This window comes from Streptomyces sp. NPDC058637, assembly GCF_042717325.1.
Lineage (GTDB): Bacteria > Actinomycetota > Actinomycetes > Streptomycetales > Streptomycetaceae > Streptomyces.
Map to the genome: position 1 here is coordinate 1 of NZ_JBHXRD010000054.1, position 25232 is coordinate 25232.

Annotated in this window: 22 protein-coding genes; all 22 read left to right on the forward strand. The window is 72.6% G+C overall.

The features are described from left to right. Positions 1-2859: amino acid adenylation domain-containing protein (locus ACFWVP_RS33380; RefSeq protein ID WP_384501746.1), on the forward strand; the 2859-nt coding region annotated here is incomplete at its 5' end. A 42-nt stretch (positions 2860-2901) separates the two neighbouring features. After that, positions 2902-3603, forward strand: a complete 702-nt coding sequence (locus ACFWVP_RS33385; protein WP_384501747.1) for a thioesterase II family protein — start codon at positions 2902-2904, stop codon at positions 3601-3603. Positions 3604-3716: 113 nt separating this feature from the next. Further along, on the forward strand, positions 3717-4541 hold the full coding sequence (locus ACFWVP_RS33390) for an SDR family oxidoreductase (protein ID WP_384501748.1): 825 nt from the start codon (positions 3717-3719) through the stop codon (positions 4539-4541). Positions 4542-4571: 30 nt separating this feature from the next. Continuing rightward, positions 4572-7604, forward strand: a complete 3033-nt coding sequence (locus ACFWVP_RS33395; RefSeq protein ID WP_384501749.1) for an amino acid adenylation domain-containing protein — start codon at positions 4572-4574, stop codon at positions 7602-7604. 51 nt (positions 7605-7655) lie between these two features. Continuing rightward, positions 7656-9452 (forward strand): non-ribosomal peptide synthetase, encoded by a 1797-nt coding sequence (locus ACFWVP_RS33400; protein WP_384501750.1) that lies wholly within the window; start codon positions 7656-7658, stop codon positions 9450-9452. Further along, positions 9449-10678, forward strand: coding sequence for an NAD(P)/FAD-dependent oxidoreductase (locus ACFWVP_RS33405; protein ID WP_384501751.1), 1230 nt, complete (start codon positions 9449-9451; stop codon positions 10676-10678). The genes ACFWVP_RS33400 and ACFWVP_RS33405 overlap by 4 nt, the downstream gene beginning before the upstream one ends. A 315-nt stretch (positions 10679-10993) precedes the next feature. Then, positions 10994-11818, forward strand: coding sequence for an alpha/beta fold hydrolase (locus ACFWVP_RS33410; protein ID WP_384501752.1), 825 nt, complete (start codon positions 10994-10996; stop codon positions 11816-11818). Between the two features lie 15 nt (positions 11819-11833). After that, positions 11834-12835 carry a hypothetical protein gene (locus ACFWVP_RS33415; protein WP_384501753.1) on the forward strand — a complete coding sequence of 334 codons (1002 nt, stop codon included), beginning with the start codon at positions 11834-11836 and terminating at the stop codon, positions 12833-12835. Positions 12836-12908: 73 nt separating this feature from the next. Then, positions 12909-13625: a 2-hydroxychromene-2-carboxylate isomerase gene (locus ACFWVP_RS33420; protein ID WP_384501754.1), complete on the forward strand. Its 717-nt coding sequence runs from the start codon at positions 12909-12911 to the stop codon at positions 13623-13625. Positions 13626-13714: 89 nt separating this feature from the next. After that, positions 13715-15457: a phytoene desaturase family protein gene (locus ACFWVP_RS33425; RefSeq protein ID WP_384501755.1), complete on the forward strand. Its 1743-nt coding sequence runs from the start codon at positions 13715-13717 to the stop codon at positions 15455-15457. Positions 15458-15565: 108 nt separating this feature from the next. Further along, the gene (locus tag ACFWVP_RS33430) at positions 15566-15823 is read left to right on the forward strand and encodes an acyl carrier protein (protein WP_384501756.1); all 258 of its coding nucleotides are present in this window, start codon (positions 15566-15568) and stop codon (positions 15821-15823) included. Between the two features lie 243 nt (positions 15824-16066). After that, entirely contained in the window at positions 16067-17323 is a 1257-nt protein-coding gene (locus ACFWVP_RS33435) for a beta-ketoacyl-[acyl-carrier-protein] synthase family protein (RefSeq protein WP_384501757.1), read from the forward strand. Further along, positions 17320-18459: a beta-ketoacyl synthase N-terminal-like domain-containing protein gene (locus ACFWVP_RS33440; protein ID WP_384501758.1), complete on the forward strand. Its 1140-nt coding sequence runs from the start codon at positions 17320-17322 to the stop codon at positions 18457-18459. The genes ACFWVP_RS33435 and ACFWVP_RS33440 overlap by 4 nt, the downstream gene beginning before the upstream one ends. Beyond that, the gene (locus ACFWVP_RS33445; RefSeq protein ID WP_384501759.1) at positions 18456-19406 is read left to right on the forward strand and encodes a beta-ketoacyl synthase N-terminal-like domain-containing protein; all 951 of its coding nucleotides are present in this window, start codon (positions 18456-18458) and stop codon (positions 19404-19406) included. The genes ACFWVP_RS33440 and ACFWVP_RS33445 overlap by 4 nt, the downstream gene beginning before the upstream one ends. A 37-nt stretch (positions 19407-19443) precedes the next feature. Continuing rightward, positions 19444-20565 carry a beta-ketoacyl synthase N-terminal-like domain-containing protein gene (locus tag ACFWVP_RS33450; RefSeq protein ID WP_384501760.1) on the forward strand — a complete coding sequence of 374 codons (1122 nt, stop codon included), beginning with the start codon at positions 19444-19446 and terminating at the stop codon, positions 20563-20565. Between the two features lie 33 nt (positions 20566-20598). After that, positions 20599-20862 carry an acyl carrier protein gene (locus tag ACFWVP_RS33455; RefSeq protein ID WP_384501761.1) on the forward strand — a complete coding sequence of 88 codons (264 nt, stop codon included), beginning with the start codon at positions 20599-20601 and terminating at the stop codon, positions 20860-20862. Then, positions 20859-21257 carry a 3-hydroxyacyl-ACP dehydratase FabZ family protein gene (locus ACFWVP_RS33460; protein ID WP_384501762.1) on the forward strand — a complete coding sequence of 133 codons (399 nt, stop codon included), beginning with the start codon at positions 20859-20861 and terminating at the stop codon, positions 21255-21257. The genes ACFWVP_RS33455 and ACFWVP_RS33460 overlap by 4 nt, the downstream gene beginning before the upstream one ends. Next, positions 21254-21757 (forward strand): 3-hydroxyacyl-ACP dehydratase FabZ family protein, encoded by a 504-nt coding sequence (locus tag ACFWVP_RS33465; RefSeq protein WP_384501763.1) that lies wholly within the window; start codon positions 21254-21256, stop codon positions 21755-21757. Before ACFWVP_RS33460 ends, ACFWVP_RS33465 begins: the two co-directional genes overlap by 4 nt. Before the next feature lie 11 nt (positions 21758-21768). Continuing rightward, positions 21769-22518 carry a 3-oxoacyl-[acyl-carrier-protein] reductase gene (fabG, locus tag ACFWVP_RS33470; RefSeq protein WP_384501764.1) on the forward strand — a complete coding sequence of 250 codons (750 nt, stop codon included), beginning with the start codon at positions 21769-21771 and terminating at the stop codon, positions 22516-22518. Positions 22519-22536: 18 nt separating this feature from the next. Continuing rightward, entirely contained in the window at positions 22537-23157 is a 621-nt protein-coding gene (locus ACFWVP_RS33475; RefSeq protein ID WP_384501765.1) for a YbaK/EbsC family protein, read from the forward strand. A 181-nt stretch (positions 23158-23338) separates the two neighbouring features. After that, the gene (locus ACFWVP_RS33480; RefSeq protein ID WP_384501766.1) at positions 23339-24280 is read left to right on the forward strand and encodes an ATP-binding cassette domain-containing protein; all 942 of its coding nucleotides are present in this window, start codon (positions 23339-23341) and stop codon (positions 24278-24280) included. 37 nt (positions 24281-24317) lie between these two features. Continuing rightward, complete coding sequence (locus ACFWVP_RS33485; RefSeq protein ID WP_384501767.1) at positions 24318-25163, forward strand: ABC transporter permease; 846 nt, start codon at positions 24318-24320, stop codon at positions 25161-25163. Positions 25164-25232: the final 69 nt, after the last annotated feature.

Here is a 25232-nt window from a genome sequence, read left to right on the forward strand (position 1 = left end):
GGTGAGGGTGGTGCGGCGAAGTTCGATCTGGGGTTCAACTTCGTCGAGCGCACGGATCTGGACGGCGCCCCGGCCGGCATCGAAGTCACGGTGGACTTCAGTGCGGACCTCTTCGACGAGAGCACGGTCCAGCACATCGGCGAGCGGCTCGTCCGCCTCCTCGACGCGGGCACCGCGGACCCGTCCAAGCCGCTCAGCCGCATCGACATCCTCGACCGGGCCGAGCGCGCACAGCTGCTGACCGGGTGGAACGACACCGGGCACGTGCTGGAGCTGCCCGAGGTGTCCGGTGCGGAGCCGGAGACCATCGCCGGGCTCTTCGCGGCCCAGGTCGCGAAGACCCCGGACGCACTCGCGCTGACCGCCGACGACGCGCGGCTCAGCTACGCGGAGCTGGACGAGCAGTCCGCCGCGCTGGCCGCGCTCCTCGCCGCCCGGGGAGTACGCCGCGGGGACACCGTCGCCGTCGCCGTTCCCCGATCCGCCGCGCTGACCGTCGCCCTCCTGGCCGCGATCAGGGCGGGCGCCGCCTACCTGCCGGTCGAGCTGGACTACCCGGCCGAGCGGATCGCCCACATGCTGGCCGACGCGGCCCCGGCCGTCGTGATCACCACGAGCGCGGCGCGGGACGGTCTGCCCGGGAACACGGCCGGGAAGCTCGTCGTGCTCGACGAGCCCGGTACGCGGGAGGAGGCGGCCGCGCTGCGCGGCACCGCCGACCTGCCGGGACCGCTGCCGGACTCCCCGGCCTACGTCATCTACACCTCCGGCTCGACCGGCCTGCCGAAGGGGGTCGTCGTACCGCACCGGGGCATCGTGAACCGGCTCCTGTGGATGCAGGACACCTACCGGATCGGCCCGGACGACCGGATCCTGCAGAAGACCCCGTCCGGGTTCGACGTATCGGTGTGGGAGTTCTTCTGGCCGCTGGTGACCGGTGCGGTCCAGGTCGTCGCGAAGCCAGGGGGCCATCGCGACCCGGCCTACCTGGCGCGCCTGATCCAGGACGAGGGCGTGACGACCGCGCACTTCGTCCCGTCCATGCTGGAGGTGTTCCTCGCCGAGCCGGAGGCCGCGCACTGCACCGGCCTGCGCCGGGTGCTGTGCAGCGGCGAGGCGCTGCCCACCGGGCTGAGCAAGCGATTCCGGGCGCTGCTGCCGGCCGCTCTGCACAACCTCTACGGGCCGACCGAGGCGTCCGTGGACGTGACCTCGTGGGACTGCGCCGAGGACTCGGCCACCGCGGTGGTCCCGATCGGCAGGCCCGTCTGGAACACCAGGACCTACGTACTGGACCCGGCGCTCGCACCGGCTCCGGCAGGCAGTGGCGGTGAGCTGTACCTGGGCGGGGTCCAGCTGGCACACGGCTACCTCGGCCGTGCCGCGCTGACCGCCGAGCGGTTCGTGGCCGACCCCTACGGTCCGCCCGGCTCCCGGCTCTACCGCACCGGCGACCTGGCCAGGATCACCGCGAACGGGGTGCTGGAGTACCTCGGCCGTACCGACGACCAGGTGAAGATCCGCGGCCGGCGCGTCGAGCTGGGCGAGATCGAGCACGCCCTCGCCCAGCACCCGCTGGTGGGCAGCGCGGTCGTCGCCGTACACACGACTCCGTCGGGGGACACCCGTCTCGCCGCGTACGTCACACCCGCGGGTTCCGGACAGCTCCCGGAGCCGGCCGCACTGCGCGACCACCTGGCCGACGTGCTGCCCGACCACATGGTGCCCGCCCACTACACGGCCATCGACGCCGTACCCGTCACGCCCAACGGAAAGGTCGACAAGAAGGCGCTGCCCGAGCCGCAGCTGCTGGAGCGGGAGCCCGGCCGTGCCCCGCGCGACGCGACCGAGACGGCGCTCTGCGAGATCTTCGCCGAGCTGCTCGACCACGACACCGTGAGCATCGACGACAACTTCTTCGAGCTCGGCGGCCATTCGCTGCTCGCCACCCGGCTCATCGGAATGGTCCGCGACCGGCTGGGCGCCGAGATGTCGGTGGTCTCGATCTTCGAGGCGCCGACGGTCGCGGCACTGGCCGTACGCCTCTCGGAGGCCGAGGGCGCGGGCCCGCTGAGCCGGCTGCTGCCGCTGCGTACCGGCGGCACCGAGGCACCCGTGTTCTGCGTGCACCCGCTGGGCGGGCTCAGCTGGCCCTACGCGGGGCTGGCCGAGCACCTCCCCGCCGGTGTCGGGCTCTACGGACTGCAGTCGGCGGGCCTCGGCGACGACGAGCCGCTGCCCGCGACCGTCGAGGAGATGGCCGCCGACTACGTGGCCCTCATCCGCACCGTCCAGGCGGAGGGCCCCTACCGGCTGCTCGGCTGGTCGCTCGGCGGCCGGGTCGCGCACGCGATGGCCGGACTCCTGGAGTCGGCGGGCCAGGAGGTCGAACTGCTCGCCCTGCTGGACGCCTATCCGCGTACGGAGCCGGAGCCGGCCGTGTCCTTCTCCGAACAGGACTTCCTCCAGGGGATCCTGGCCGCGATCGGCATGGAGGCGGCCGATCTCGACGGGCCCGTGGAGTTCGGCCGGGTGATGGCCGCGATGCGCGCGTCCGGCAAGGAGCTCGCCGGGCTCACCGAGGAGCAACTGCGCCGCCTGCAACGGGTGATGGCCAACAGCTTCCGGATCGAGGCCGGCTCCGTCACGGGCCGCTGCCGGGCGGGCGCGGTGATGTTCGCCGCGATGGTCGACCCGGCGGGCGAGCCGGGCGACTGGCTGCACCACATCGGCGGCGAGCTGGCGATCCACGCCGTCCCCGCCGCGCACAACGACCTCATGCGGCCGCAGCCGCTCGCCGGGATCGGGGCGGTGCTGGCCAAGAAGCTGGACCACACCGCCCGCGCAGACCGCACGTGACGCCCGAACGGCGCATTTCCGAAAGCAGAAAGAGGATTTGAGATGGCAAGAACGACAGTGCTCTGTGTTCCGTTCGCCGGTGCGGGTGCCTCGGTCTTCCGCCCGTGGGTCCCGCTCTGCGAGGACCGCTTCGACCTGGCGGCCGTGCAGCTGCCCGGCCGCGAGCAGCGCTTCGCGGAAGAGCCCTACCAGGACGTGGCCGTGGCCGTCGAAGGGCTGATGCCCGAGGTGCTGGAGCGGGTGTCCGGCGGGGGACCGGTCGTGCTCTTCGGGCACAGTCTCGGCGCGGTCCTCTCCTACGAGATCGCGCACCGGCTGGCCGCGACCGACGGGGTCGACCTGGCCGCGCTCGTGGTCAGTGGATCTCCCGGCCCGTGGACCCGCCGGGAGAACGGCGCGAGCGGTCTCGACGACGACGAGTTCCTCGAAAGGGTGCGGGAGTTCGCCGGTTACCGCCACGAGGCGCTGGAGGACCCGGAGATGCGTGAGCTGCTGCTGCCCTCGCTGCGGGCCGACGTCGAGATGCACGAGAGCTATGTCGCCCTCTCGGACACCCCGCTGCCCGTGCCGGTCACGTCGGTGCGTGGTGCCACCGACACCCTGGTGAGCTCCGAGCAGGCCATGGAGTGGAGCAAGGCCACCGGCAAGGAGTTCGACCTCGTGGAGGTCGAGGGCGGCCACATGTACCTGGTCGACAACACCGAGGCCCTGATCCGGGTACTCGCGGACGTCTGCTCCCGATGAGCGGAGGCCCGCTCCCGGCGGGCTGCCGCCCGTTCCCGACGAGCTGCTGCCGTCCGCTCCCGACGAGTGCGGCGGGCGAGCCCGCCGACCACCACCGACCGTAAGGAGATCTGGTGCGCCTGCAAGGAAAGACCGTCATCGTGACGGGAGCCGCACGCGGTGTCGGCCGTGCCTGTGCGCTGGCGTTCAGCCGCGAGGGCGCCGACCTGGCGCTGATCGACGTGTGCGGCGACATCGAGGGCGTCCCCTACGCGCTCGGGACCACGAGCCAGCTCGCGCACACGGCCGAGCAGTGCCGCAAGGAAGGGGCGGCCGTCCTCACGGCGGAGGCCGACATCCGCGACTCCGCCGCCCTGCGGGCCGCCGTCGACCGGACCGTCGAGAGGTTCGGCCGGGTGGACGTGCTCGTCAACAACGCGGGCATCGTCGCGCCGTCGGGGAAGCCCGCCCACGAGATCGCCGAGGAGGAGTGGCAGGTGATGCTCGACATCAACCTGTCCGGCGCCTGGCGGATGACCTCCGTCGTCGGCCCCCTGCTGCTGGCCCAGCGTGCGGGCAGCATCATCAACGTGGCCTCCACCGCCGGCCTCGTCGGCTACCGGAGCTTCGCCGGTTACGCGGCGTCCAAGCACGGCCTGATAGGCCTGACGAAGGCGACCGCGCTCGACTACGCGCCGCTGAAGGTACGCGTCAACGCCCTGTGCCCCGGATCGATCCGGGACGACAGCCGGGCGGAGGGACGGATGCTCGGCGAGATCGCCAGGGCGCTCGACCTCCCGGTCTCCGAGAGCGAGGAGACCTTCGTCCAGTCGCAGCCCATGAACGCGCTGATCGAGCCGGAGGACGTCGCCGGGGCAGCACTCTGGCTGGCCTCCGACGAGTCCGCCCAGGTGACCGGCTCCGTGCTCACCGTCGACGGTGGCTTCACCGCCCGGTGAAGCACCGCAACCACGTCAAGGGAACCAGTCGTGTCGATCTCTGAACAGGACGCCGTCGCAGGTCTCCGTCCCGCCCGGCGCACCGTCGTCCCCTCCCCGGACCGGATCCGGGAGAGCGGCCGGGAAGCACCCGGCGCGGTGTGCCACGCGCTCGGCGCCCGGATCACCGGTCCCCTGCGGGCCGACGCACGGGACGCGCTGGCGGCCCGGTTCTCCGCGCGGGCCGCGGAGCTGGTGCCCGCCGGCCCGACGGCCGTCTTCCGGGAAGCCACGGCGCCGTGGACGCAGGCGGTGCCGTGCAGGTCCGACTCCTCCGACGCGGAGCGGTGGCGTACGCGGGAGCTCACCCGGCCCCTCGTCGCCCACCGGGACCCGGCGGTGCGCGCGGTGCTGCTGACGTACACCGACGGCGTGAGCGAACTGGTCGTGGTCGCCCACCGGGCCGTACTCGGCGCCGCCGGACTGCGCCGGTTCACCGCCGAGGTGATCGGCACGGCACCCGGCACCGGGCATGAGGCGGCGGGCACCGCGGCCGAGGCACCCGCGGCCCCGGATGCCGCCGCGCAGGCGGCCGTACTCGCCGACTGCGTGTACGACGACCGGCCGGACTGGGGCCTGGGCCGGCCGGACGGGCCCGACACCCCGCAGACCCGCGCGCTGCCGCTGCCCGCCGGTTGTCCCGCGGGCGACACCGAGAGCTGGACGGCCGCCCTCGGCATCGTCCTGGCACGCTACGAAGGGAGCACCCGGCCCCTGGTGCAGGCCCTGGTCACCGACCCCGCGGACCCGCGGGCCGTCGAGGGCGTCGCGCTGGTACCCGTCGAGGCCGGCCCGGCGAGCACGCTCGGCACCGTGGACAAGAGCGTCCGTACGGCCCTCGCCGCCGGACCCGCCTGGCACACCGAGGACCTGCGGCGCGCACGCGCCGCCACCGGCGGCGACGCCGAGGCCGCCGCCCCCGTCGTGGGCGTCGTCGCCGTCGGCCACGGCCCGGCGGCCGTCCCCGGTACGGACCGGTCCGCCTACCTGCCGTTCCAGCGCGCCCCGTTCCCCGTGACGGTCTCCGTGGTCCGCGACGCCGGGGGAGAGCTGCTGCTGCGCTGCGACCACTCGCCCCGCCTGCTGCACGCGGACATCGCGGACCGGCTGCTCGGACACGTGGCACGGGTGCACAGGGCGCTCACCGAGTCACCCGACACCCCGGTCGCGGACGTCGCCCTGCTGGACGAGGCCGAGCTGGCCGCCACGGCGGAACTCGGCCGGCCCGCCCGCCTCCCGTGGTTCGACCCGGAGCGGATCGACGTGGCCGTCGCCGCCATCGCCGCCTCCCGCCCGGACGCCGTCGCCGTGTCCTACGGGTCCACCCGGCTCACCTACCGCGAGCTCGACAGCCGCGCCGACCGGCTCGCCCACGCGCTGCGCGGGCTCGGAGTCGCCGACGGCGACCGCGTCGGGGTCTGCCTGGACCGGTCCGCCGAGCTCGTCGTCACGCTGCTCGCCGTGCTCAAGGCCGGCGCCACCTACGTACCCATGGACCCGGCCTATCCGCTGGAGCGGCTCGCGTACACGACCGGGGACGCGGAGCTCGCCGTCGTCGTCACGGACCGTGCGGACTTCCCCGGCGGCACCGCCCGCGTCATCGGTACGGCGGAGATCGCCGAGCTGACCCCCGGGACGTGCGACGGTCCGCCGTCCTCGTCGACCGGCCCGCACGACCCCGCGTACGTCATCTACACCTCCGGGTCGACCGGCCGCCCCAAGGGTGTCGTCATCCCGCACGTGAACGTGCTCAGCCTGATGGCCGCCACCCTGGAGGACTTCGCACTCGGCTCCGACGATGTCTGGACGCTCTTCCACTCCAGCGCCTTCGACTTCTCCGTCTGGGAGATCTGGGGCTGCCTGCTCACCGGCGGCCGTCTGGTCGTCGTGCCCTACTGGGTGTCGCGCTCGCCGGAGGACTTCCACCGGCTGCTGGTCCAGGAACGGGTCTCCGTGCTCAGCCAGACCCCGTCCGCCTTCGCCCACCTGATGGACGTCGAACGGGACGGGGCCGAACCCGTCCCCGTACGGCTGGTGGTCTTCGGCGGTGAGGGGCTCGAACCCCGCATGCTCCTGCCCTGGTTCGACCGGCACCCGGAGTCCGGGTGCCGGGTGGTCAACATGTACGGCATCACCGAGACGACCGTGCACGTGACCGCGCAGACCGTCACCAGGGCCGAGGCGCTCACCGGATCGAAGTCCGTCGGACACGCCCTGCCCGGCTGGTGGGTGCGGGTCGCCGACCCGGAGGGCAGGCCGCTGCCCGTCGGCGTCGCCGGCGAGATCCACGTCGGCGGGGCCGGGGTCGCGGCGCACTACCTCAACAGGCCGGACCTCGACGGGCAGCGCTTCCTCACCGACGCGCGCACCGGGGAACGCGTGTACCGCAGCGGGGACAAGGGCCGGCTGCTGCCCGACGGCAGGCTGGAACACCTCGGCAGGCTGGACAACCAGGTCAAGCTGCGCGGCTTCCGCATCGAGCTCGACGAGATCCGGGCCGTGCTGCTGGACGACCCGCGGGTGGGCGCCGCCGCGGTCGTACTCAACAGGACCGACCCGGACGACCCGGCGACCGCCCAGCTCGACGCGTACGTGGTGCTGGAGGGCGACGACACCGCCGGGGTACGGCAGCGGGCCGCCAGGTACCTCCCCGAGTACATGGTTCCGTCGACCGTCACCCCGCTCGACCGGATGCCGCTCACCCCGAACGGCAAGCTCGACGCCCACAGGCTCCCCCGGCCCGCGCCTGCTTCCGCACCCGCACCCGCACCCGTGCCGGTCACCGCAGGGGAGGCGGCCGCACCCGAGGACGCGTTCACCGCGGACCTCCTGGAGGTGTGGCAGGAGGTGCTCGGCGTTCCGGTCGGCCCCGACGACAACTTCTTCGACCTCGGCGGCAACTCGCTGCTGGCCATGCGCGTCGGTGCGGCGCTGCGCCGGCGCGGCGGCACCACGGTCGTCGCCATGCGTGACCTGTACCTGTCTCCGACGATCCGTCAGCTGGCCGCCGGCCGCGCCGGGTGAACCGCGTACCCGCGATCACGAAGCGTCCCGTTCCGAAAGATGGAAGACACGATGGCTGAAAGACTCCTGCCCGACCTTTTCCAGCTGCGGGCGGCGCGCACCCCGCACGCCCCCGCCGTCCGCTCAGACGGGCAGGAGCTGACCTACGCGGAGCTCAACACCCGGGCGAACCGGCTGGCGCACCACCTGACCGCCCGCGGAATCGGCCCCGAACGCCTCGTCGGGGTGCGGATGCCCAGGTCAGCCGACCTGGTGGTGGCGCTGCTCGGCATCCTCAAGTCCGGTGCGGCCTACGTCCCGATCGACAGCGACTCCCCCGCCGAGCGGACCGCGTTCATCGTCCGGGACACCGGGCTCGACCTGGTGCTGGGGGAGCGGGCCGCACCGCCCGGCGCCGACGGCGGCCCGGAGACCCTGACCGTCGCCGGGGCCCTCGCCGCCGCCGACGCGGCGGGCCTGCCGGCCCACGACCCCACAGGCGCCGACCGCACCGCCCCGCTCCGCGCGGACAACCTGGCCTACGTCATCTACACCTCCGGGTCGACCGGCCGCCCCAAGGGCGTCACCGTGCAGCACGACACCCTGACGCGCTACCTGGACTTCGCGTGCGCGGAGTACCCGGGTCTGGCGGACGGGGCGCTGCTGCACTCCCCGGTGGCCTTCGACCTCACCGTCACCGCGCTGTACGGGCCGCTGCTCCTGGGCGGCTGCGTCCGGGTCGCGGCACTGGACCGCGAGCCGGCGGCCGGCCCGGCCGAGGACCGGCCGGGCTTCGTCAAGGCGACCCCGTCCCACCTGCCGCTGCTGGCCGCGCTGCCGGCCTCGCTGTCGCCCACCCGCGAACTGGTCGTGGGCGGCGAGATGCTGCGCGGGGACGTCGTCGACCGGTGGCGCGCAGCGCACCCCGGGGCGGCCGTGGTCAACGAGTACGGTCCCACCGAGGCGACCGTCGGATGCTGCGTGTTCCGGATCGAACCGGGGGACGAGGCCGCCCCGGGCGCCGTCCCCATCGGCATGCCGACGCCGGGCACCGAGCTGTACGTGCTGGACGAGCGGCTCGCGGCGGCCGGACGCGGAGCGGCCGGTGAGCTGTACATCGCGGGCGGTCAGGTCGCACGCGGCTATCTCGGCCGCCCCGGCCTCACCGCCGAACGGTTCGTGGCGAACCCCTTCGGCGGCGGCCGGATGTACCGCACCGGAGACATCGCCCGGGTGCGCACGGACGGGATCCTGGAGTACCTGGGCCGCACCGACGACCAGGTGAAGATCAGCGGCTACCGGATCGAGCTCGGCGAGGTCAGCTCGGTCCTCGGCTCCCTGCCCGGGGTGCGGCTCGCCGCCGTGATCGCGCGCGAGGACCGGGCCGGAGACCGCTACCTGGCCGGATACGCCGTACCGGCGGACGGGGCGGAGCCGGCCCCCGCCGCCCTGCGCGCGGCCGTCGCCGAGGTGCTGCCCGCCTACATGGTGCCCGCGCGGATCATGGTGGTCGACGACCTGCCGCTGACCGCGAACGGGAAGCTCGACCAGGCCGCTCTGCCCGCGCCCGGGGCCGTCGCCGAGGTGGCGGGTGCCGCGCCGGAGAACCCCGCCGAGCAGCGGCTGTGCGAGCTGTTCGCCGAGGTGCTCGACCTGCCTGCGGTCTACCTCGACGACGACTTCTTCGCCCGCGGCGGCAACAGCCTGCGAGCCGTCCGCCTCGCCGGGCGGGCCCGCAAGGAGGGGTGGACCTTCGGCCTGCGGGACGTACTGGAACTGCGCACCCCCCGCGCGCTCGCCGCCCGTCTCCCGGGCCCGGAACCCCGGACCGGGGACACGGAGCTCGTCCACGACGGAGCGGCACGATGAACGCCGGCCGCACGACGGACGCCGGCCGCGTGGTGGTCGTCGGGGCGTCCGTGGGCGGCACCCGGGTCGTGAGCGGCCTGCGCGAGGCGGGCCACACCGGTCCGGTCGTGCTCGTCGACCCGGACCCGGACACGCCCTACGACCGGCCCCCGCTGTCGAAGCAGATCCTGTCCGGCGAGTGGACACCCGACCGGGCGTCCCTCGGCGACCCCGGTGGGTGGCAGGCGGAGCGGTACGTCGCGACCGCCACCGGACTGGACCCGGTGAACCGGGTGCTGCGACTGGGCACAGGCGGCGAACTCCCCTACGACAGGCTGGTCCTGGCCTGCGGCGCGACTCCCCGGACGCTGCCCGGCATGCCGCGCCGCGGCGTCCACCAGCTGCGGACCCTGGCGGACTCGCTGGCGCTCAAGGACCGGCTGGACAGCATGGCCGGCCGGGGGGCCGGGCACCTCGTGGTCGTCGGCGGCGGTTTCGTCGGCGCGGAGGTGGCCTCCACAGCACGCTCGCGCGGGATCGACGTCACGATGGTCGAGGCACAACCCGCCCCGCTGTCCGGGCTGCTCGGCGAGGAGGTCGCCGCCGAACTGGCGCGCCTGCACACCGACAACGGCGTACGGCTGCTGTGCGGCACCTCGGTCGCCGCCCTGACCGGCGAGCCCGACGTCACCGGGGTGGAGCTCACCGACGGGACAGGGCTGAACGCGGACGCGGTCGTCGTGGGTGTCGGCGTGCGGCCCGCCACGGACTGGCTGGCCGGCTCCGGCATACCGCTGGACGCCGACGGCGGGGTGCTGTGCGACGAGTACTGCGCGGTCGACGCGGAGCGGACGGTGTTCGCGGTCGGGGACGCGGCCCGGTGCCGCGACCCGCTGCTCGGCCGGCACGTGCGGGTCGAGCACTGGACCAACGCCGTGGACCAGGCCGCCGTCGCCGTCCGCAACATCCTCGGACCGGACCCGGTGGCCCACCGCCACGAGTTGTTCGTCTGGTCCGACCAGTACGGCGGCAAGATCACCCTGACCGGACGTCCGGAGCCCGGCGCGGAGGTCACGGTGGTACGGGCCGACGGCCCCCGGCGGCGGTTCGCCGTGGCCTACCACCGCGGCCCGCGGCTGTGCGCGGCACTGACGGTGAACTGGCCCAAGGCCCTGATGGCGGCCCGGCGTTCGATGGGCACACCCGGCGGTGCGGACGACACCGTCGCCGCTTGGAAGTCTTTGTAGTCGCAGCTTGCTGTAAAGACCCTGTCGTCGCGCCCGGCTCCTCCGGCACGATCGGAACACGTCGAACCGACGTCGAACCGACATCGGCCGATGACCTTCCGTGAAGGACGCGCCTGCCTTCCTCAGACGTGCGCGTACGTCCTCCCGGGGGTTCCGGACCACCTTCCGGGATTCCCGGGAGGGCGCCGGAAAGGGTCGTCCGCCGTCGTACGAGGCCGGTGCGTCTGCGGGCGACCGCCGGTCCGCCTTGCCGCTCCGGCCCGCTCCTCCCCGTTGTCCCTCTGCGTTTCCCCATGCCTTCGGAAGGGCTTTCCGGTGCTCCGAAACAGCGATGTCGAGCCGCTCGTGCTCCGGCGGCGAGGTGTGCCCGCGCAGGCGGACCACCGAGCGCTGCTGCTGCACGGCCTCGGCAGCGGCGAGAGCTGCTGGGACCCCTTCGTCGCGCACCGGCCCCCCGGGCTCGACCTGTGGACCGCGGGCCTGCCGTGGCGGGCCGGCGGCCCGTACGCGGTGACCGAACGGGACGAGAAGGACTGGGTCGGCGAAGCGGTCGACCGGATCCCGGGCCGCCCCGACATCGTGGTCGCGCACTCCTACGCCACGATCCTGCTGCTCGCCCTGCTGTCCGACACGGTCGCCGCCGGGGTGGACCCACGGGTGCGGTTCGGCATCCGAGGTGTGGTGCTGGTGTCGCCGTTCTTCCGGCAGGACCCCACGGAGTTCACCTGGGCCCAGCTGCCGAAGACCCTCGACGCCATGCGCGCCAACGCGGACGAGTACATCCGGCTGACGGCCCGCGACCGCCTGGACCCGGCCGTACGGGCCGACATGGCCGAACTCTCGTGTGCGCGGCTCGGACCCTACTGGGCGATCCGCTACCTCGACGCCTACCTGCGCACACCGTTCCTGGCCGCCGAACGCATCGACCTGCCCGTGCACATCGTCACCGGCGCGGGCGACACGGTCGCGCCGCCCGCCGAGGGCGAGGCCCTGGCCCGCGCGCTCGGCAACGCCTCGATCGACCGGATCGAGGACTGCGGGCACTCGCCGATGACCGAGCGGCCGGAGCGCTTCGCGCTCGCTGTCCAGCAATTCCTCACCACCCTGCCGGCCGGGCACACCCCGGCGGCGGTCAACTGAGTACGGGAGCACACGATGACCACCCTGTCCGACGTCGCGCTCAAGAAGCTTCTGAACGAACCGAGTTCGGTCACCATGCGGCCCCCCTACGAGGGCGGCAACATCAACACCGCCATCGGCTTCAAGTGCGTCAACTACCTGCTCGAAGCCGCGGTGCTCGACCACTTCCGGGCCGTCGGCCTCGGCGCGAGCGAGCTGTACCTCGTCCACGGCGTCAACTTCGACGTGGCCGGCCTGGAGACCCGTCTGCACACGGTGCTCACCCTCGACGACGACGTCCTGCTCGAAGTGACGCCGAAGACGAAGGACACCGACACCGCGATGGTCTTCGCGGTCACCGCGACCGTCGAGCGCGACGGTGCGCCGAAGAAGGCCGTCAGCTCCAAGCTGCGCGTCCTGCTGCGCCGTGACAGCAACGTCGACAGCTCCGAGCCGCTGCCCGCGGAGCTGGGGCGCTTCCTCGTCGACCGGCTCGCCACCGCGGAGCCCACCGCGCTGGCCGCGACCCCGTCCGACGACTTCGCCGGGGCCCTCCACCGCGGCGAGAACAGTGACACCGACCCGGTGCTCGCCGAGATCATCGGCGACGACAACGCGGTCGGCTGGAAGTGGCGGGTCCCTTACTACTACTGCCACTTCACCGAGCGCATGCAGATGTCCGGCTACCTGCGTCAGATGGAGGAGGCGAAGCACGTCTTCGTCGCCTCCCGCGGCATCAGCATCAAGCGGATGCTCAACGAGCGCGGCTGGATCCCCGTCGTGACGCAGTGCAAGATCCACTTCACGGACGAGACGATCATGGAGGAGGACCTCTACACCGTCTACACCGTGGAGTCCGTCTTCAAGGACATGCTCTACACCTCCCGCGTGGACTTCTACGTCGTGCGGGACGGCGCGCTCGTGCAGACCGCCACCGGCTCGATCACCCACGGCTACTGCCACAAGGAGTCGCCGGAGGCCGAGTGGCAGATGACCGTCTTCGACGACGAGGTCCTGCGCGCGCTGCGCGGCGAGTGACCCGAGACGCACCCGGTCCCGGACACCCACAGCCCCGGACCGAGCCCCGGACGACCGAGCCCCGGAGGAACCCATGGCTTCCAAACGCCCACCGCGCTGGTACTTCTCCCTGCGCAGCCCGTACTCCTGGTTCGCCTACCGCGATCTCATGGCCGACCACCCCGAGGTGCTCGACACCATCGACTGGCTGCCGTTCTGGGAGCCGGACGAGGAGACCGCGAAGCTGCTGGCCGAGGAGGGGGTCACCCTCCCGATCGTCGCCATGAGCCGGGCGAAGAACTTCTACATCCTGCAGGACACCCGCAGGCTCGCCACCGAACGCGGACTGGCCGAGATCACCTGGCCCATCGACCGTGAACCGTGCTGGGAGGTCGCCCACCTCGCCTGGATCGCGGCCGAGGACGAGGGCAGGGGCAAGGACTTCGTGGCGGCGGCGTACAACGCCCGCTGGCAGGAGGGCAAGAACATCTCCGACCCCGCCGTGATCGCGGCCATCGCGCAGGAGCTGGGCCTGGACGGCCGGCGGCTGTCCACCGCCGCCCAGGACGCGGAACTGCGCAAGCGGGGCGCCGCCCTGCTGGCCGAGTCGGCCCACGACGGGCTGTTCGGTGTGCCGTTCTTCATCACCGGCAGGGACAAGTACTGGGGCCTCGACCGGGTCGCACCCTTCGTCCGGGCCGTCCGGGGCGGGCAGCCCGCCGCCCCGAGGACCGAGGCGCCGGACCCGGCGACCCACGCCGACCTGCTGCCGGCCGGCGGCGACGCGGGCCACGCCGGCGGCTGCGGCTGAGACCGGCCGGTGGCCGCGACACGGAACGCGGCCACCGGCCTTCGCACGGTGACGAAGAAGCATCTGCGGCAAGCGACAAGGAGAGCACTGTGGACAGCAACCCCGACGACACCGGCGGCGCCGCCCGGCGCCCGGCCGGCGGCGGCCACTGGGACGCCGTCGTGGTCGGTGCCGGCCTCGGCGGCCTGACCACGGCCGCCTACCTGGCGACCGCGGGCCGCCGCGTCCTGGTGCTGGAGCAGTTCTCGGTGGTGGGCGGCAACAGCCACGTCTTCCGCAGGCGGCGGGCCTACGAGTTCGACGTCGGTGTCCACTACCTCGGCGACTGCGCGCCCGGCGGAGTCATCCCGTCCGTCCTGGGCGGGCTCGGACTCCGCGACCGGGTCGAGTTCCTGGAGATGGACCGGAGCGGCTTCGACCTCATCAGGGTCCCCGGAGCCTCCGTGGACATGCCGGCCGGCTGGCCCGAGTACCGGAAGCGGCTCCTCGCCGCGATGCCGGACGAGGCGGAGGGCCTGCGTACCTTCACCGACATCTGCGAGGCCGTCGGGGAGGAACAGCGCTCGGCACTGTTCGAGTCGCACACCTGGTCGCCGACGGACATCGCGAACGGCACCGTCGCCGTCCGGGAGTGGGGCAGGCGCACCCTGGACGACCTGTTCGACCACTGCGGCCTGTCGTCGAGGGCACGTACGGTGCTCGCGGCCCAGGCGCCCAACTACGGCCTGACCCCGCGTCAGGCGACGGTGGCCCGGCACACCAGCGTCACCGACCACTACCTCCGCGGCGCCTACTACCCGGCCGGAGGGGGACAGACGCTCGCCGCCGGCCTGGTCGAGGTCATCGAGGCCCACGGCGGAGAGGTCCGCACCCGCGCCAGGGTGCGACGCATCCTGGTGGAGGACCGCAAGGTCACGGGTGTCGGCCTGGACGGCGGCGAGACGATCCGGACCGGCCTGGTGGTGTCCAACGCGGACTACCGCCGCACGGTGCTCGACCTGGTCGGTGCCGAGCACTTCTCGAAGTCCGTCGCGAACCGCACCCGGAACGCCAGCATGGGCATGCCGTGGCTGGTGCTCTACCTCGGTCTCGACACCGACCTGCGGGACCGGCCGAACGCCAACCTGTGGTGGTACGACACCGACGACATCGACGGCTACTTCGACCGGGCACGCGCCGGCGACGTCGACGAAGTGCCCTTCCTCTTCTGCTCGTTCGCCTCGCTCAAGGACCCGCAGAACCGCGCGCTGTGCCCACCGGGACACGCCAACCTCCAGGTCATGACGCTCTGCCCGCCCGACTACGAGTGGTGGGGCGTCCCCGACGGGATCGAGGGCGACAGCACCTCGTACCGGCGCGACGCGCGGTACCTGCGCCGCAAGCAGGAGCTCACCGAAGCCACCCTGCGCGCGGCGGAGAAGGCCATCGGCCCGCTGCGGGGGCACATCACGCACATGGAGGCGGCGACCCCGCTGACCCATGAGCGGTACACCCTGTCCTCCGGCGGCACCCCGTTCGGCATGGCCGAATGGGGCGGCACGGCCCGGCCCGGCACGGCGACCCACATCGCCGGCCTGCACGTGGTCGGGGCCAGCACCCAGGCGGGCAACGGTGTCGCGGGCGTCATGCTCGGCGGCATCTCGTGCGCCTCCCACATTCTCGGCCGGCCGCTGCTCGCGCACGGCCGGCAGGGAGTGGTGTCCGGAGATCCGGACCTGCTCCCCGACCGACCGGACGGCTGGGACCCGAGGGAGGTCTGCCGGGGCGGTACCCGGCGGTCCCGTTCGGGCCCCGGCACGGCGGCCCGGGACCTGGCCGGCACGCCCGGCTGAGACCGAGCGGTCCGCGGGCCACCGCCCGCGCACCGCCGGGCAGTAACCGATGAACCCCGCACAACCAGTCAAGCAGTCACCACCTACGACGAACTGAGAGTGATTCACATGAGCGCGACCACCGCCGTCGAGCAGCAGGCCCGCATCAAGGAGATCGTCTGCGACATCCTCGAACTCGAGGAGGACGAGGTGACCGGCGAGGGCCTCTTCAAGGAGGAGTACGGCGCGGACTCGCTGCGCGCCATCGAGATCCTCGCGGGCCTCGAGAAGGAGTTCAAGGTCACGATCGACCAGTCCGAGCTGGAGCGGATGGTCAACCTCGACGGCGTCTACGCCGTCGTCCAGGAGTCGATCGACGCCAAGTAGGACCGGCTCCGTCATCCCTGGTGGATCTGCGCACGGCGTCGGGCCCCGCCAGGAACATACGGGACCGCTCCGGGCGGACCGCCGGCCGGAACGGGTGCGGGGGAGCCGTCGGCGCGTCGGCTCCCCCGCACCGGCGGCCCACCCGGCCGCGACCGTCCGGCGGTTCCCCCGCCCCCCTTTCCGTGGTGACCCGTGGTGACCCGTAGCGATCCCGTGGTGACCAGGCCGTACCGAGGGAGATTGATGTCTGACAGCCTTTCTGACGCGATGCGCGACGACGCGGCGTCCCGGGTCGTGCTGACCGGGTTCGGCGTGTTCTCCAGCATCGGTGTCGGAGCCGATGAGTTCGCCGAGGGCCTGCGTGCGGGCCGTAGCGGCGCCAAGCCGATCACCCTGTTCGACACCGAGGGTTTCGCGCACGCCAACGGGTGCGAGATCACCGGGGCCGAGCCGGAGCGCTGGATCCACAACCTGCCCGTCGAGACCCTGGGCCGGGCCACACAGTTCTCGGTCGCCGCGGCCCGGATGGCCGTCGAGGCCGCCGGGGTCGACCTCGAATCACTGCGCGCCCAGCGCGGGATGATCTCGATCGGCACCACCGACGGAGAGTCCTACGACCTCGACCAGCTGGTCGAGACCGAGGTCAGGTCCGGCCCCGCGGCCATGGACCCGACCGTCGCCCGCCGGGTGTCCCCGAACCGGCTGTCCATCGCCGCGGCCCAGGAACTGGGGCTGTCCAACGTCGACGCGGTGACCATCGCCACCGCCTGCTCGGCCGGCAACTACGCGATCGGCCAGGGCTTCGACGCCATCCGCTCCGGGGCGGTCGACTACGCGCTCTGCGGCGGCGCGGACGCCATGTGCCGCAAGACGTTCACCGGCTTCTACCGGCTCGGCACCATCGCCCCCGACGTCTGCCGTCCCTTCGACTCCGAACGCAAGGGCATCCTGACCGGTGAGGGCGCGGGCGTGCTGATGCTGGAGAGCCTCGCCTCCGCACAGGCACGCGGTGCCCGCATCTACGCCGAGGTGCTCGGCTACGGGATGAACTGCGACGCCTACCACCAGGTCGCGCCGAACCAGGCGAGCGTCGCCCGGTGCATGGAGATCGCCCTGAAGAACGCCGGTGTGAAGGAGGAGGAGGTCGACCTGATCTCCGCCCACGGCACCGGGACCAAGGCCAACGACGTGACCGAGTCGCGCGCGATCCACGACGTGTTCGGCGACACCCCGCCGCGCACCGTGTCGCTGAAGTCGATGCTCGGCCACACGATGGGCGCCGCCAGCGCGCTCGCCGCGATCGCCTGCGCCCTGTCCGCGTACCACGGCTTCATACCGCCGACCATCAACCACCGCGAGACCGACCCCGAGTGCGAGATCGACTGCGTGCCCAACGAGTCGGTCGAGGCCGACCTGCGCATCGTGCAGAACAACGGGCTCGCCTTCGGCGGCAACAACGCGATCGTGATCCTCGGCAGGTACCAGGACGGTGAGCGGTGAGGCTGCCCATCACCGGAATCGGCGCGGTCGCGAGCATCGGCCGGGACGCGGCCGAGATCTTCGAGAACCTCTGCGCCGGACGCGGCGGTCTCGGACCGATGCGCGGGTTCGACCACGACCTCTACACCGGGACGCAGCTCTTCGAGATCGACGACCGGCCCGAGGCCGGAGTGGACCGTACGCTGCGCGCCACCGGATTCCTGCTGGACGCCGTCGCCCAGGCGGCCGAGTCGGCCGGCCTCGGCGACGACCTGTCGGACTGTCCGGTGCTCGTGGGCACCGGGCTGCGCGAGCTGCGCTCCGCCGAACTGTGGTGGCGCGACGGGGTGTCCTTCGGCCCCGAGCGGCTGCACTTCGGCACCGCCCTGCGGGAACGCTTCGCCACCGCCGACACGCACACCTTCTCCAACGCCTGCTCCGCCTCGCTGTACGCGCTGGCACTGGGCGCGGACATGCTGGCGCTCGGCGAGGCCGACACCGTGATCGTCGCGGGCGTCGACTCGATCACCGAGAGCATGTTCGGCCTGGCCGACCGCGTCCAGCCGGAGCCGCCCGGCGCGCTGCGGACCCTGGACGTCAACCGCAAGGGCACGATCCTGGGCGACGGCGCGGCAGCCGTCGTGCTGCGGCGCGAGGACCTCCCCCTGTCCGGCGGCCCGCTGTGGGGCAGGCTCCGGGGCGTCGGCATGACCTGCGACGCCAAGCACCCCACGGCACCCGACCAGAAGTACGTCGCCGAGGCGATCCGCCAGGCGCACCGGTACGCGGGCACCCGGCCCGCCGACATCGACCTGCTGATGCTGCACGGCACCGGCACACCCCTCAACGACCTGGTCGAGGCCTCCGCGTACGCCGAGGTCTTCGGCCCGGACGCGGGTGTCCCGGTGGTGACCGGCATCAAGCCGATGACCGGGCACACCAGCGGTTCGGCGGGCGTGCTGAGCCTGGTCACCGCCCTGCAGGTGATGGCGACCGGCAAGGTCCCGCCGCTGGTCGGTCTCGAGCAGCCGATCGAGGAGGCCGCCGGCCTCCGGCTGGTCCGCGACAAGGCGGCCGAGCACGAGATCTCGCTCGCGCAGGTACATGGATTCGGATTCGGCGGGATCAACGCCGTGGCGATTGTCGAGGCACCATGAGCATCTTTGTCACAGGCGTCGGGGTCGCCCTGCCCGGTGCCGACTCCGCGGCCGCGCTGGCGGCCGCCCGGCACCCCGTGGGGTCCGTGGACCCGGCGGCGGTCCTGGGGAAGAAGGGGCTGCGCTACAAGGACCGGGCGACCCAGCTCGGACTCGTCGCCGGACAGCGCGTGCTGACCGACGCGGGGCTCCTGCTCGACGGTGTGCCGGCCTTCGACGGCACCCGGGTGGCGGTCATCGTGAGCTCCAACCTGGGCAACGTGGACACCGCCTGCCGCGTCGCCAGGACCATCGCGGACGAGGGCACCCGAGGGCTCAGCCCGATGGACACCCCGAACGCCTCCAGCAACATCATCGCCTCCGAGATCGCGATCAGGTTCGGGCTGCACGGCCCCAACCTGATGGTGTGCAACGGGCCGAGCTCCGGCCTCGACGCGATGCGCTGGGGCACCGCCCTGCTGCGCTCCGGCCGTGCCGACCAGGCGGTCGTGGTCGGCGTGGAGCCCGACAACGAGATCGTGCGCGAACTCGTCGGCGGCCCGGTCGCCGACGGCGGCGCGGCACTCGTGCTGGAGCGCGCCGAGGCCGCCCTGGCCCGCGGGGCCAGGGTCCACGCGGTGATCGGCGGCCATACCCGCGGACCGGACGTGGCCGCGGGCTTCGAGCAGCTCGCCGCCGACGAACCCGCGCCGCTCACGGCGTGGTTCGCCTCGGGCGCGGCGGCCAAGGTGCTGCCCTCCGAGCTGCCGGGCCACGACCTCGCGGCGGTCTGGGGCGAGCTGTCCGGGGCGCTGGGCGTGGTGCAGGCCGCCGCCGCGATCGGCGGCTTCGCGGCCCGTGCGCACGGCCCCGTGGTCCTGGTCGCGGGAAGCGACGAGGACGACGGCAGCTCCGCGCTGGTGCTGCGACCGCCCGCCCCGGCGGCTCCCGAGCCGGGCGCGGTCTGAACGACATGTCGGCCCCATGGAACCTGAGCAGGACGGAATGACCATGACCCTTTCGGCGAGCGCGCCCGGCACCCTCAACCGGCCGGTGATCACCGCGTGGTCCGCGGTGTCGCCGTACGGCATCGGCAAGGACGAGTTCACGGCCGGCGTGCTGGCCGGGAAGAGCGCCATGACCGCACTGGACTCCGACCGGTGGGCGGCGCCGGACGACCGGGCCTGCCTGGTTCCCGGCTTCGAACTCCGCGAGGTCCTCGGCAAGAAGGGCACCCGGTCGATGGACCGGGTGACCGGGCTGGCCGTCACCGCGGTCCGGGACCTGCTGCGGGACTGCGAGGGCGAGCGCAGGGGCGGCGACGAGGAGACCGCCCTGGTGCTCGGCACGACCACGGGCAGTGCCCAGAGCATGATGGACTTCACCCGCGCCTCCCTGGTCGGTGACCGCCCCTTCTACGTCGACCCCTCGCTCATGCCGAACGCGGTGATGAACTGCGCGGCCGGCCAGTGCGCCATCTGGCACCGGCTGAAGGGCCCGAACACCACGATCGCCGGCGGCCGGGTCGCCGGGCTCTCCGCGCTGAGCTACGCGGCGGGACTCCTGCGCACGGGCCGCGCCGAGACCGTGCTGTGCGGCGCCGTCGAGGAGTTCTCGAACGCGCGGGCGTGGCTGGACCACCACCGGCGTAACGAGGACGCGGCGGGCGCGCTGCTCGGCGAAGGATGCGCCATGTTCATGCTCGAATCCGCGTCCGAGGTCGGGCAGGACGCCCACGCGCTCGCCGAGGTGCTGGCCGTGGAGTCACGCGTGTACATGGGCGGAGGGCTGCGCCCCGTGCTCGACGCCTGCCTCGACGGTGTGCTGACGCGGGCGGGCATCGACGCCCAGGACGTGTGGGCGGTCTCGGCCTCCGGTCTCGCCGGCCACGCCGGTGACACGGAGCGCGAGGCACTCACCGCCCGCTTCGGCGCCCCGGCCCTGGACCGGGCACCGTCCCTGGACGGCGTCGGAGACACCTCGGGTGCCTCAGCGGCGTTCCAGATCGGGTCCCTGCTGAGCCTGGCCGGACGGGGGGAGGGGCCGGCGGGCGGTGTCGCCGTCGTCTCCTCGGTGGACGACGACGGCATCGTCGCCTGCGCCGTGCTCCGCCTCCTCGCCGGCTGACCGGACAGACCGCACCCAACCGGAAGGAAGAGCATGACAACCGACGCGGTGGCGCGGCTCGATCGAGAAGAGCTGCGGACGTTGCTGGCCGACACCATCGACGCCGACGTGTCCGACGTCGGGGACGACACGGACTTCGTGGACAGGCTCGGGGTCGATTCGCTGATGGCCCTGGAGGTCGTCGTCGTCCTCGAACGGAAGTACGGCATCAAGTTCGCCGAGCAGGAGATGCGGACGGTACGTACGCTGAACAGCGCCTACGGCGAAGTACTGCGCAAGCTGGCGGGGCGTCCGTGAGCACAGCGGTGCTGGCCCGCCCGGAGACGGTGCGGGAGCCGGGCCCCGACCCGGACACGGGGAAGTGGTCCGCCCGGTACACGGTGGCGATCGGCGCGGACGAACCCGTCTTCGCCGGGCACTACCCGGACTTCCCGATCTTCCCCGGCGTGTGCGTGCTGGAGTGCGTGCGCACCGCCGCGGAGACCTCCGTACCGCCCGCTGCCGGGGAACTCCGGTTCACCGCGGTCGAGTCAGGCCGCTTCCTGTCCGCCGTCCACCCGGGCGACGTACTGGAGATCGAGCTGGTCTGGGAGCCGCGCGGGGCCGACTGGCGCTGCACGGCGAAGGTGGGGACCGGCCGGGGCCCGGCAGCCTCGGTCCGCTGCCGCTACCGGCAGGGGGCGGCCGCATGAGCGGCTCCGCGGGGGTACGCGCCGCGCTGCCCCACCGCTACCCGATGCTCCTGGTCGACCGGATCCTCGCGGCAGGCGCCGACGAGATCCGGTCGGTCAAGGCCGTCACGCTCAACGAACCCTGGTACGCGCGGCTCGGCGCGGAGCCCTCGGAGGCGGACTTCGCCTACCCGGACTTCCTGCTGCTGGAGTCGTGGACCCAGACCGCCGGCCTGCTGGCCACCTGGTCGGACGAAGGCCCCGCCGAGGGCCGGACCATGCTGTTCGGCTCCCTGCGGGACGTGGAGTTCCACCGGCGGGTGTTCCCCGGCGACGTGATCGAGCACCACGTCCGGCTGCGGCGCGCCGTGAACGACACCCTCGTCCTCGAAGGCGGCAGCCGGACCGGCGACGAACCGGTGCTGACCATCGGCACCGTCACCGTGGCCTTCCGCCCGCGCGAACAACTCGACCCCGAACACGCCGGCCGGAACAGCGCTGCGCTGACCGGCAGCCGGTGAGGAGAGAAGTCATGACAGACGACAACGGGGCGCGCGTCGCCCTGGTGAGTGGCGGATCGCGCGGCATCGGGCGGGCCGTCGTGCTGCGGCTCGCGGCCGAGGGCCACGACGTCAGTTTCTGCTACCGGTCCGACGAGCGGGCAGCGCTGGCGCTGGAGAAGGAGGCGGGCGAACTCGGCGTACGCGCCTTGGCGGTACGGGTCGACGTGACCGACGCCGCGTCCGTCAGGGAATGGGTGGCCAGGACGGAGTCCGAACTGGGCCCGGTCGAGGTGGTGGTCTGCTCCGCGGGCATCACCCGCGACAACCCGCTGCTGCTCATGTCCGACGAGGACTGGCACAGCGTCCTGGACACCAATCTCGACGGCGTCTACAACGTCTGCCGCTCGGTCGTCTTCGAGATGATGAAGCGGAAGTCCGGCACGATCATCAACGTCTCCTCGGTCGCGGGCGTTCACGGCAACGCGACGCAGTCCAACTACTCCGCGTCCAAGGCGGGCATCATCGGCTTCTCCAAGGCACTCGCCAAGGAGGTGGGCCGGTACGGCATCCGCGTCAACGCGGTGGCACCCGGCTTCATCGAGACCGACATGACGGCCGAACTGGCCGACAAGGTCAAGAAGGACGCGGCCAAGCAGATCCCGCTGCGCCGCTTCGGGCGGGCCGAGGAGGTCGCCGACCTCGTCGCCTTCCTGGCGGGCGACCGCGCCGGCTACATCACCGGATCGGTCCTCCAGATCGACGGCGGCATCACCATATGAGTGCCGGCCGGGTGTGAGATGACGACAGCGCACCCTCCCGGACGCACGGCACCGCCCGCGGGCCGGGACGACGCGGCACCCGACGATCCGGACGGTGCCGCGCCCACCGGCCGGGACGACGCGGCACCGGACGGAGCCGTACCGGGTGACGGGACCGCGTACCTGCGGCTGTGCCGGCTGGCGGACCTGCACGGCGCCGCCTACCGGCTGATCGCACACGCACCGGAGGGCCGTACGGAGGCCGCCAGCGCGCTGCGCGGGCACGCCCTCGCACAGAGCGCCAAGTCCCTGGTCGTGGCGGCCCGTCCGAGCAAGCGGACCTGCCGGTACGTCCTGGCCGTCGTGCCCGGTGACCGGCGCGTCGACCTCGGCCGGATCGCGGAGCTCGCGGGCGGCCGCAAGGCCGGCTTCGCGCCCCGCGACACCGCGGAGCGGCTGGCGGGCTCGGTCAGCGGCTCCATCATCCCGTTCTCCTTCCACCCCGACCTCGAACTGATCGTCGACGAGGACCTGCTCCGCCACGACGTGCTGTATTTCAACGCCGCCCGGCTCGACCTGTCGATGGCACTGCCCACCGACGACTACCTGCGCATGGCCCGGCCGCGCACGGCCCGGATCAGCGAAGCACCGGCGGCCTGACCGACCGCGTCGCCCACGGCGCCCTCCGGGTTTCCGCAACCTGCAGCGCCCCGATTCCCACCGCTTCCCGGTCCTACGATCGCCACCCGGCGGCGGTGGCTTTTCCGAGCACACATCCGAACCGGGGCCAGCCATCGGGCCACCGGAAACAGCAACGGAGGCCGAGCACGTGGCCAAACCCATGATTCAGGCAGTCGACGTAGTCAAGTCGTTCGGAGACGTGAAGGCACTGAACGGTGTCAACGTCTCGGTTCCAGAAGGTTCGATCCACGGTCTGCTCGGCCACAACGGAGCCGGTAAGACCACCCTGGTGCACATCCTGTCCACCCTGCTGCCGCCGACCGGCGGCTCCGCGCGCATCTGCGGCCACGACGTGGCCACCGAGGCCGAGGCCGTCCGCCGCTGCATCGGCCTGACCGGGCAGTTCGCCTCGGTCGACGAGCAGCTCAACGGGCGGGAGAACCTCGTGCTGGTCGCGCGCCTGCTGGGTGCGAGCCGACGCCAGGCGGTCACCCGCGCGAACGAACTCCTGGAGGTGTTCGAGCTGACCGACGCGGCGACGCGCCCGGTGCTCCAGTACTCCGGAGGCATGCGCAGGCGTCTGGACATCGCGGCCAGCCTCGTCGGCGGGCCCCGGGTCATCTTCCTCGACGAACCGACGACCGGGCTCGACCCGAACGCCCGGATCGGCGTGTGGGAGACCATCGAGCGGCTGGCCAAGGACGGCACCGCCGTACTCCTCACCACGCAGTACCTGGAGGAGGCCGACCGCCTCTGCGAGCAGATCACCGTGCTCTCCGCGGGAAGCGTGGTCGCCGGCGGCAATCCGGCCGAGCTCAAGGCCGAGGTCGGCCAGCGCCTGGTGACGGTGACGACCGTGTCTCCGTCCGACGTACAGGTCGCGGTGCGCGCCCTGGAAGCGGCCGGCATCCGGGCGACGCCGCAGGCCTCGGGGACGGCGCTGATCGCCCCCGTGGCGGCCGCCGCGGACCTCGCCGTCGTCGTACGCATCCTGAGTGACGCGCACACCGAGATCGCCGAACTCGCGTTCTCCGAGCCGACCCTGGACGACGTCTACCTGAAGCTGACCCACGAGCCCACCAGGAAGCCGGTGCCCGCATGACCGTCCCGATCCCCCTCACCGAAGAAGGAGCGTCCCGATGACGGTCATCGACGCCGAGACCGAACCCCGCCCGAGCACCCGGACGGGCGTGAGCGTGTCCGAGGACTGGGGTGGCAGCAGCCTGCTGACCCAGACCCTCGCGCTCACCGGCCGTTCCGTACGGCCCTACCTGCAGCCCGGCGTGCTCATCGTCACGTTCATCGAGCCGCTGGTCATGCTGCTGATGTTCGGCGGCGTGCTGCGCGCGCTCGGCGACACCGTAGCCCCGCAGGGGAGCGACCTGTCGTACATCGCCGGGCTGGCCCCCGCCATCATGATCATCACCTCGGTCGCGGCCGGGGCCCAGGCCGGGAACGGTCTCATCAACGACCTGCGCAACGATGTGATCACCCGGTTCCACACGATGCCGATCTCCCGGTTCAGTGTGCTGCTCGCCCGGAGCCTCGCGGACGCCGCACGGTCGCTGTACCAGCTGATCGCCGTGGCCGTCCTGGCCGCGCTGATCTTCGGCTTCAACCCGCCCGGCGGGATACCCGGGGTCGTCGGCTCGATCCTCCTGAGCCTGTTCGTCGGCTGGTCCATGAGCTGGATCTTCATCGCGCTGGCCGCGGTGCTGCGCAACGGTGACGTCCTGCGCATGATCACCACGCTGTGCACCTTCCCCCTGCTCTTCGCCTCCAACGCGTTCGTCGACCCGGAGTCGATGCCGTCCTGGCTGCGGGTCGTCGCCGAGGCGAACCCCATCTCGTACGCCAACGACGCGATGCGCAGCATGGTCGCCGGGCAGACCTCGCTCACGGAACTGCTCACCACCGTGGGCGTCTCCTGCGTCCTGGTCGCCGTCTGCGCACCGATCGCGAACCGCTCCTTCCGGGTGTTGTGACCCACGGCCCCCTCACCTCGTGACCGGTACCGGACAGCCCGCGGCCGGGAGGCGCACACAGCGCATCCC

Excerpts from the sequence above, each read along its gene's own strand:
- ACFWVP_RS33385 (WP_384501747.1), top strand. The coding sequence starts at position 2,902 with ATGGCAAGAACGACAGTGCTCTGTGTTCCGTTCGCCGGTGCGGGTGCC.
- ACFWVP_RS33400 (WP_384501750.1), top strand. The coding sequence starts at position 7,656 with ATGGCTGAAAGACTCCTGCCCGACCTTTTCCAGCTGCGGGCGGCGCGC.
- ACFWVP_RS33405 (WP_384501751.1), top strand. The coding sequence starts at position 9,449 with ATGAACGCCGGCCGCACGACGGACGCCGGCCGCGTGGTGGTCGTCGGG.
- ACFWVP_RS33415 (WP_384501753.1), top strand. The coding sequence starts at position 11,834 with ATGACCACCCTGTCCGACGTCGCGCTCAAGAAGCTTCTGAACGAACCG.
- ACFWVP_RS33420 (WP_384501754.1), top strand. The coding sequence starts at position 12,909 with ATGGCTTCCAAACGCCCACCGCGCTGGTACTTCTCCCTGCGCAGCCCG.
- ACFWVP_RS33430 (WP_384501756.1), top strand. The coding sequence starts at position 15,566 with ATGAGCGCGACCACCGCCGTCGAGCAGCAGGCCCGCATCAAGGAGATC.
- ACFWVP_RS33435 (WP_384501757.1), top strand. The coding sequence starts at position 16,067 with ATGTCTGACAGCCTTTCTGACGCGATGCGCGACGACGCGGCGTCCCGG.
- ACFWVP_RS33445 (WP_384501759.1), top strand. The coding sequence starts at position 18,456 with ATGAGCATCTTTGTCACAGGCGTCGGGGTCGCCCTGCCCGGTGCCGAC.
- ACFWVP_RS33450 (WP_384501760.1), top strand. The coding sequence starts at position 19,444 with ATGACCATGACCCTTTCGGCGAGCGCGCCCGGCACCCTCAACCGGCCG.
- ACFWVP_RS33455 (WP_384501761.1), top strand. The coding sequence starts at position 20,599 with ATGACAACCGACGCGGTGGCGCGGCTCGATCGAGAAGAGCTGCGGACG.
- ACFWVP_RS33465 (WP_384501763.1), top strand. The coding sequence starts at position 21,254 with ATGAGCGGCTCCGCGGGGGTACGCGCCGCGCTGCCCCACCGCTACCCG.
- fabG (WP_384501764.1), top strand. The coding sequence starts at position 21,769 with ATGACAGACGACAACGGGGCGCGCGTCGCCCTGGTGAGTGGCGGATCG.
- ACFWVP_RS33475 (WP_384501765.1), top strand. The coding sequence starts at position 22,537 with ATGACGACAGCGCACCCTCCCGGACGCACGGCACCGCCCGCGGGCCGG.
- ACFWVP_RS33480 (WP_384501766.1), top strand. The coding sequence starts at position 23,339 with ATGATTCAGGCAGTCGACGTAGTCAAGTCGTTCGGAGACGTGAAGGCA.
- ACFWVP_RS33485 (WP_384501767.1), top strand. The coding sequence starts at position 24,318 with ATGACGGTCATCGACGCCGAGACCGAACCCCGCCCGAGCACCCGGACG.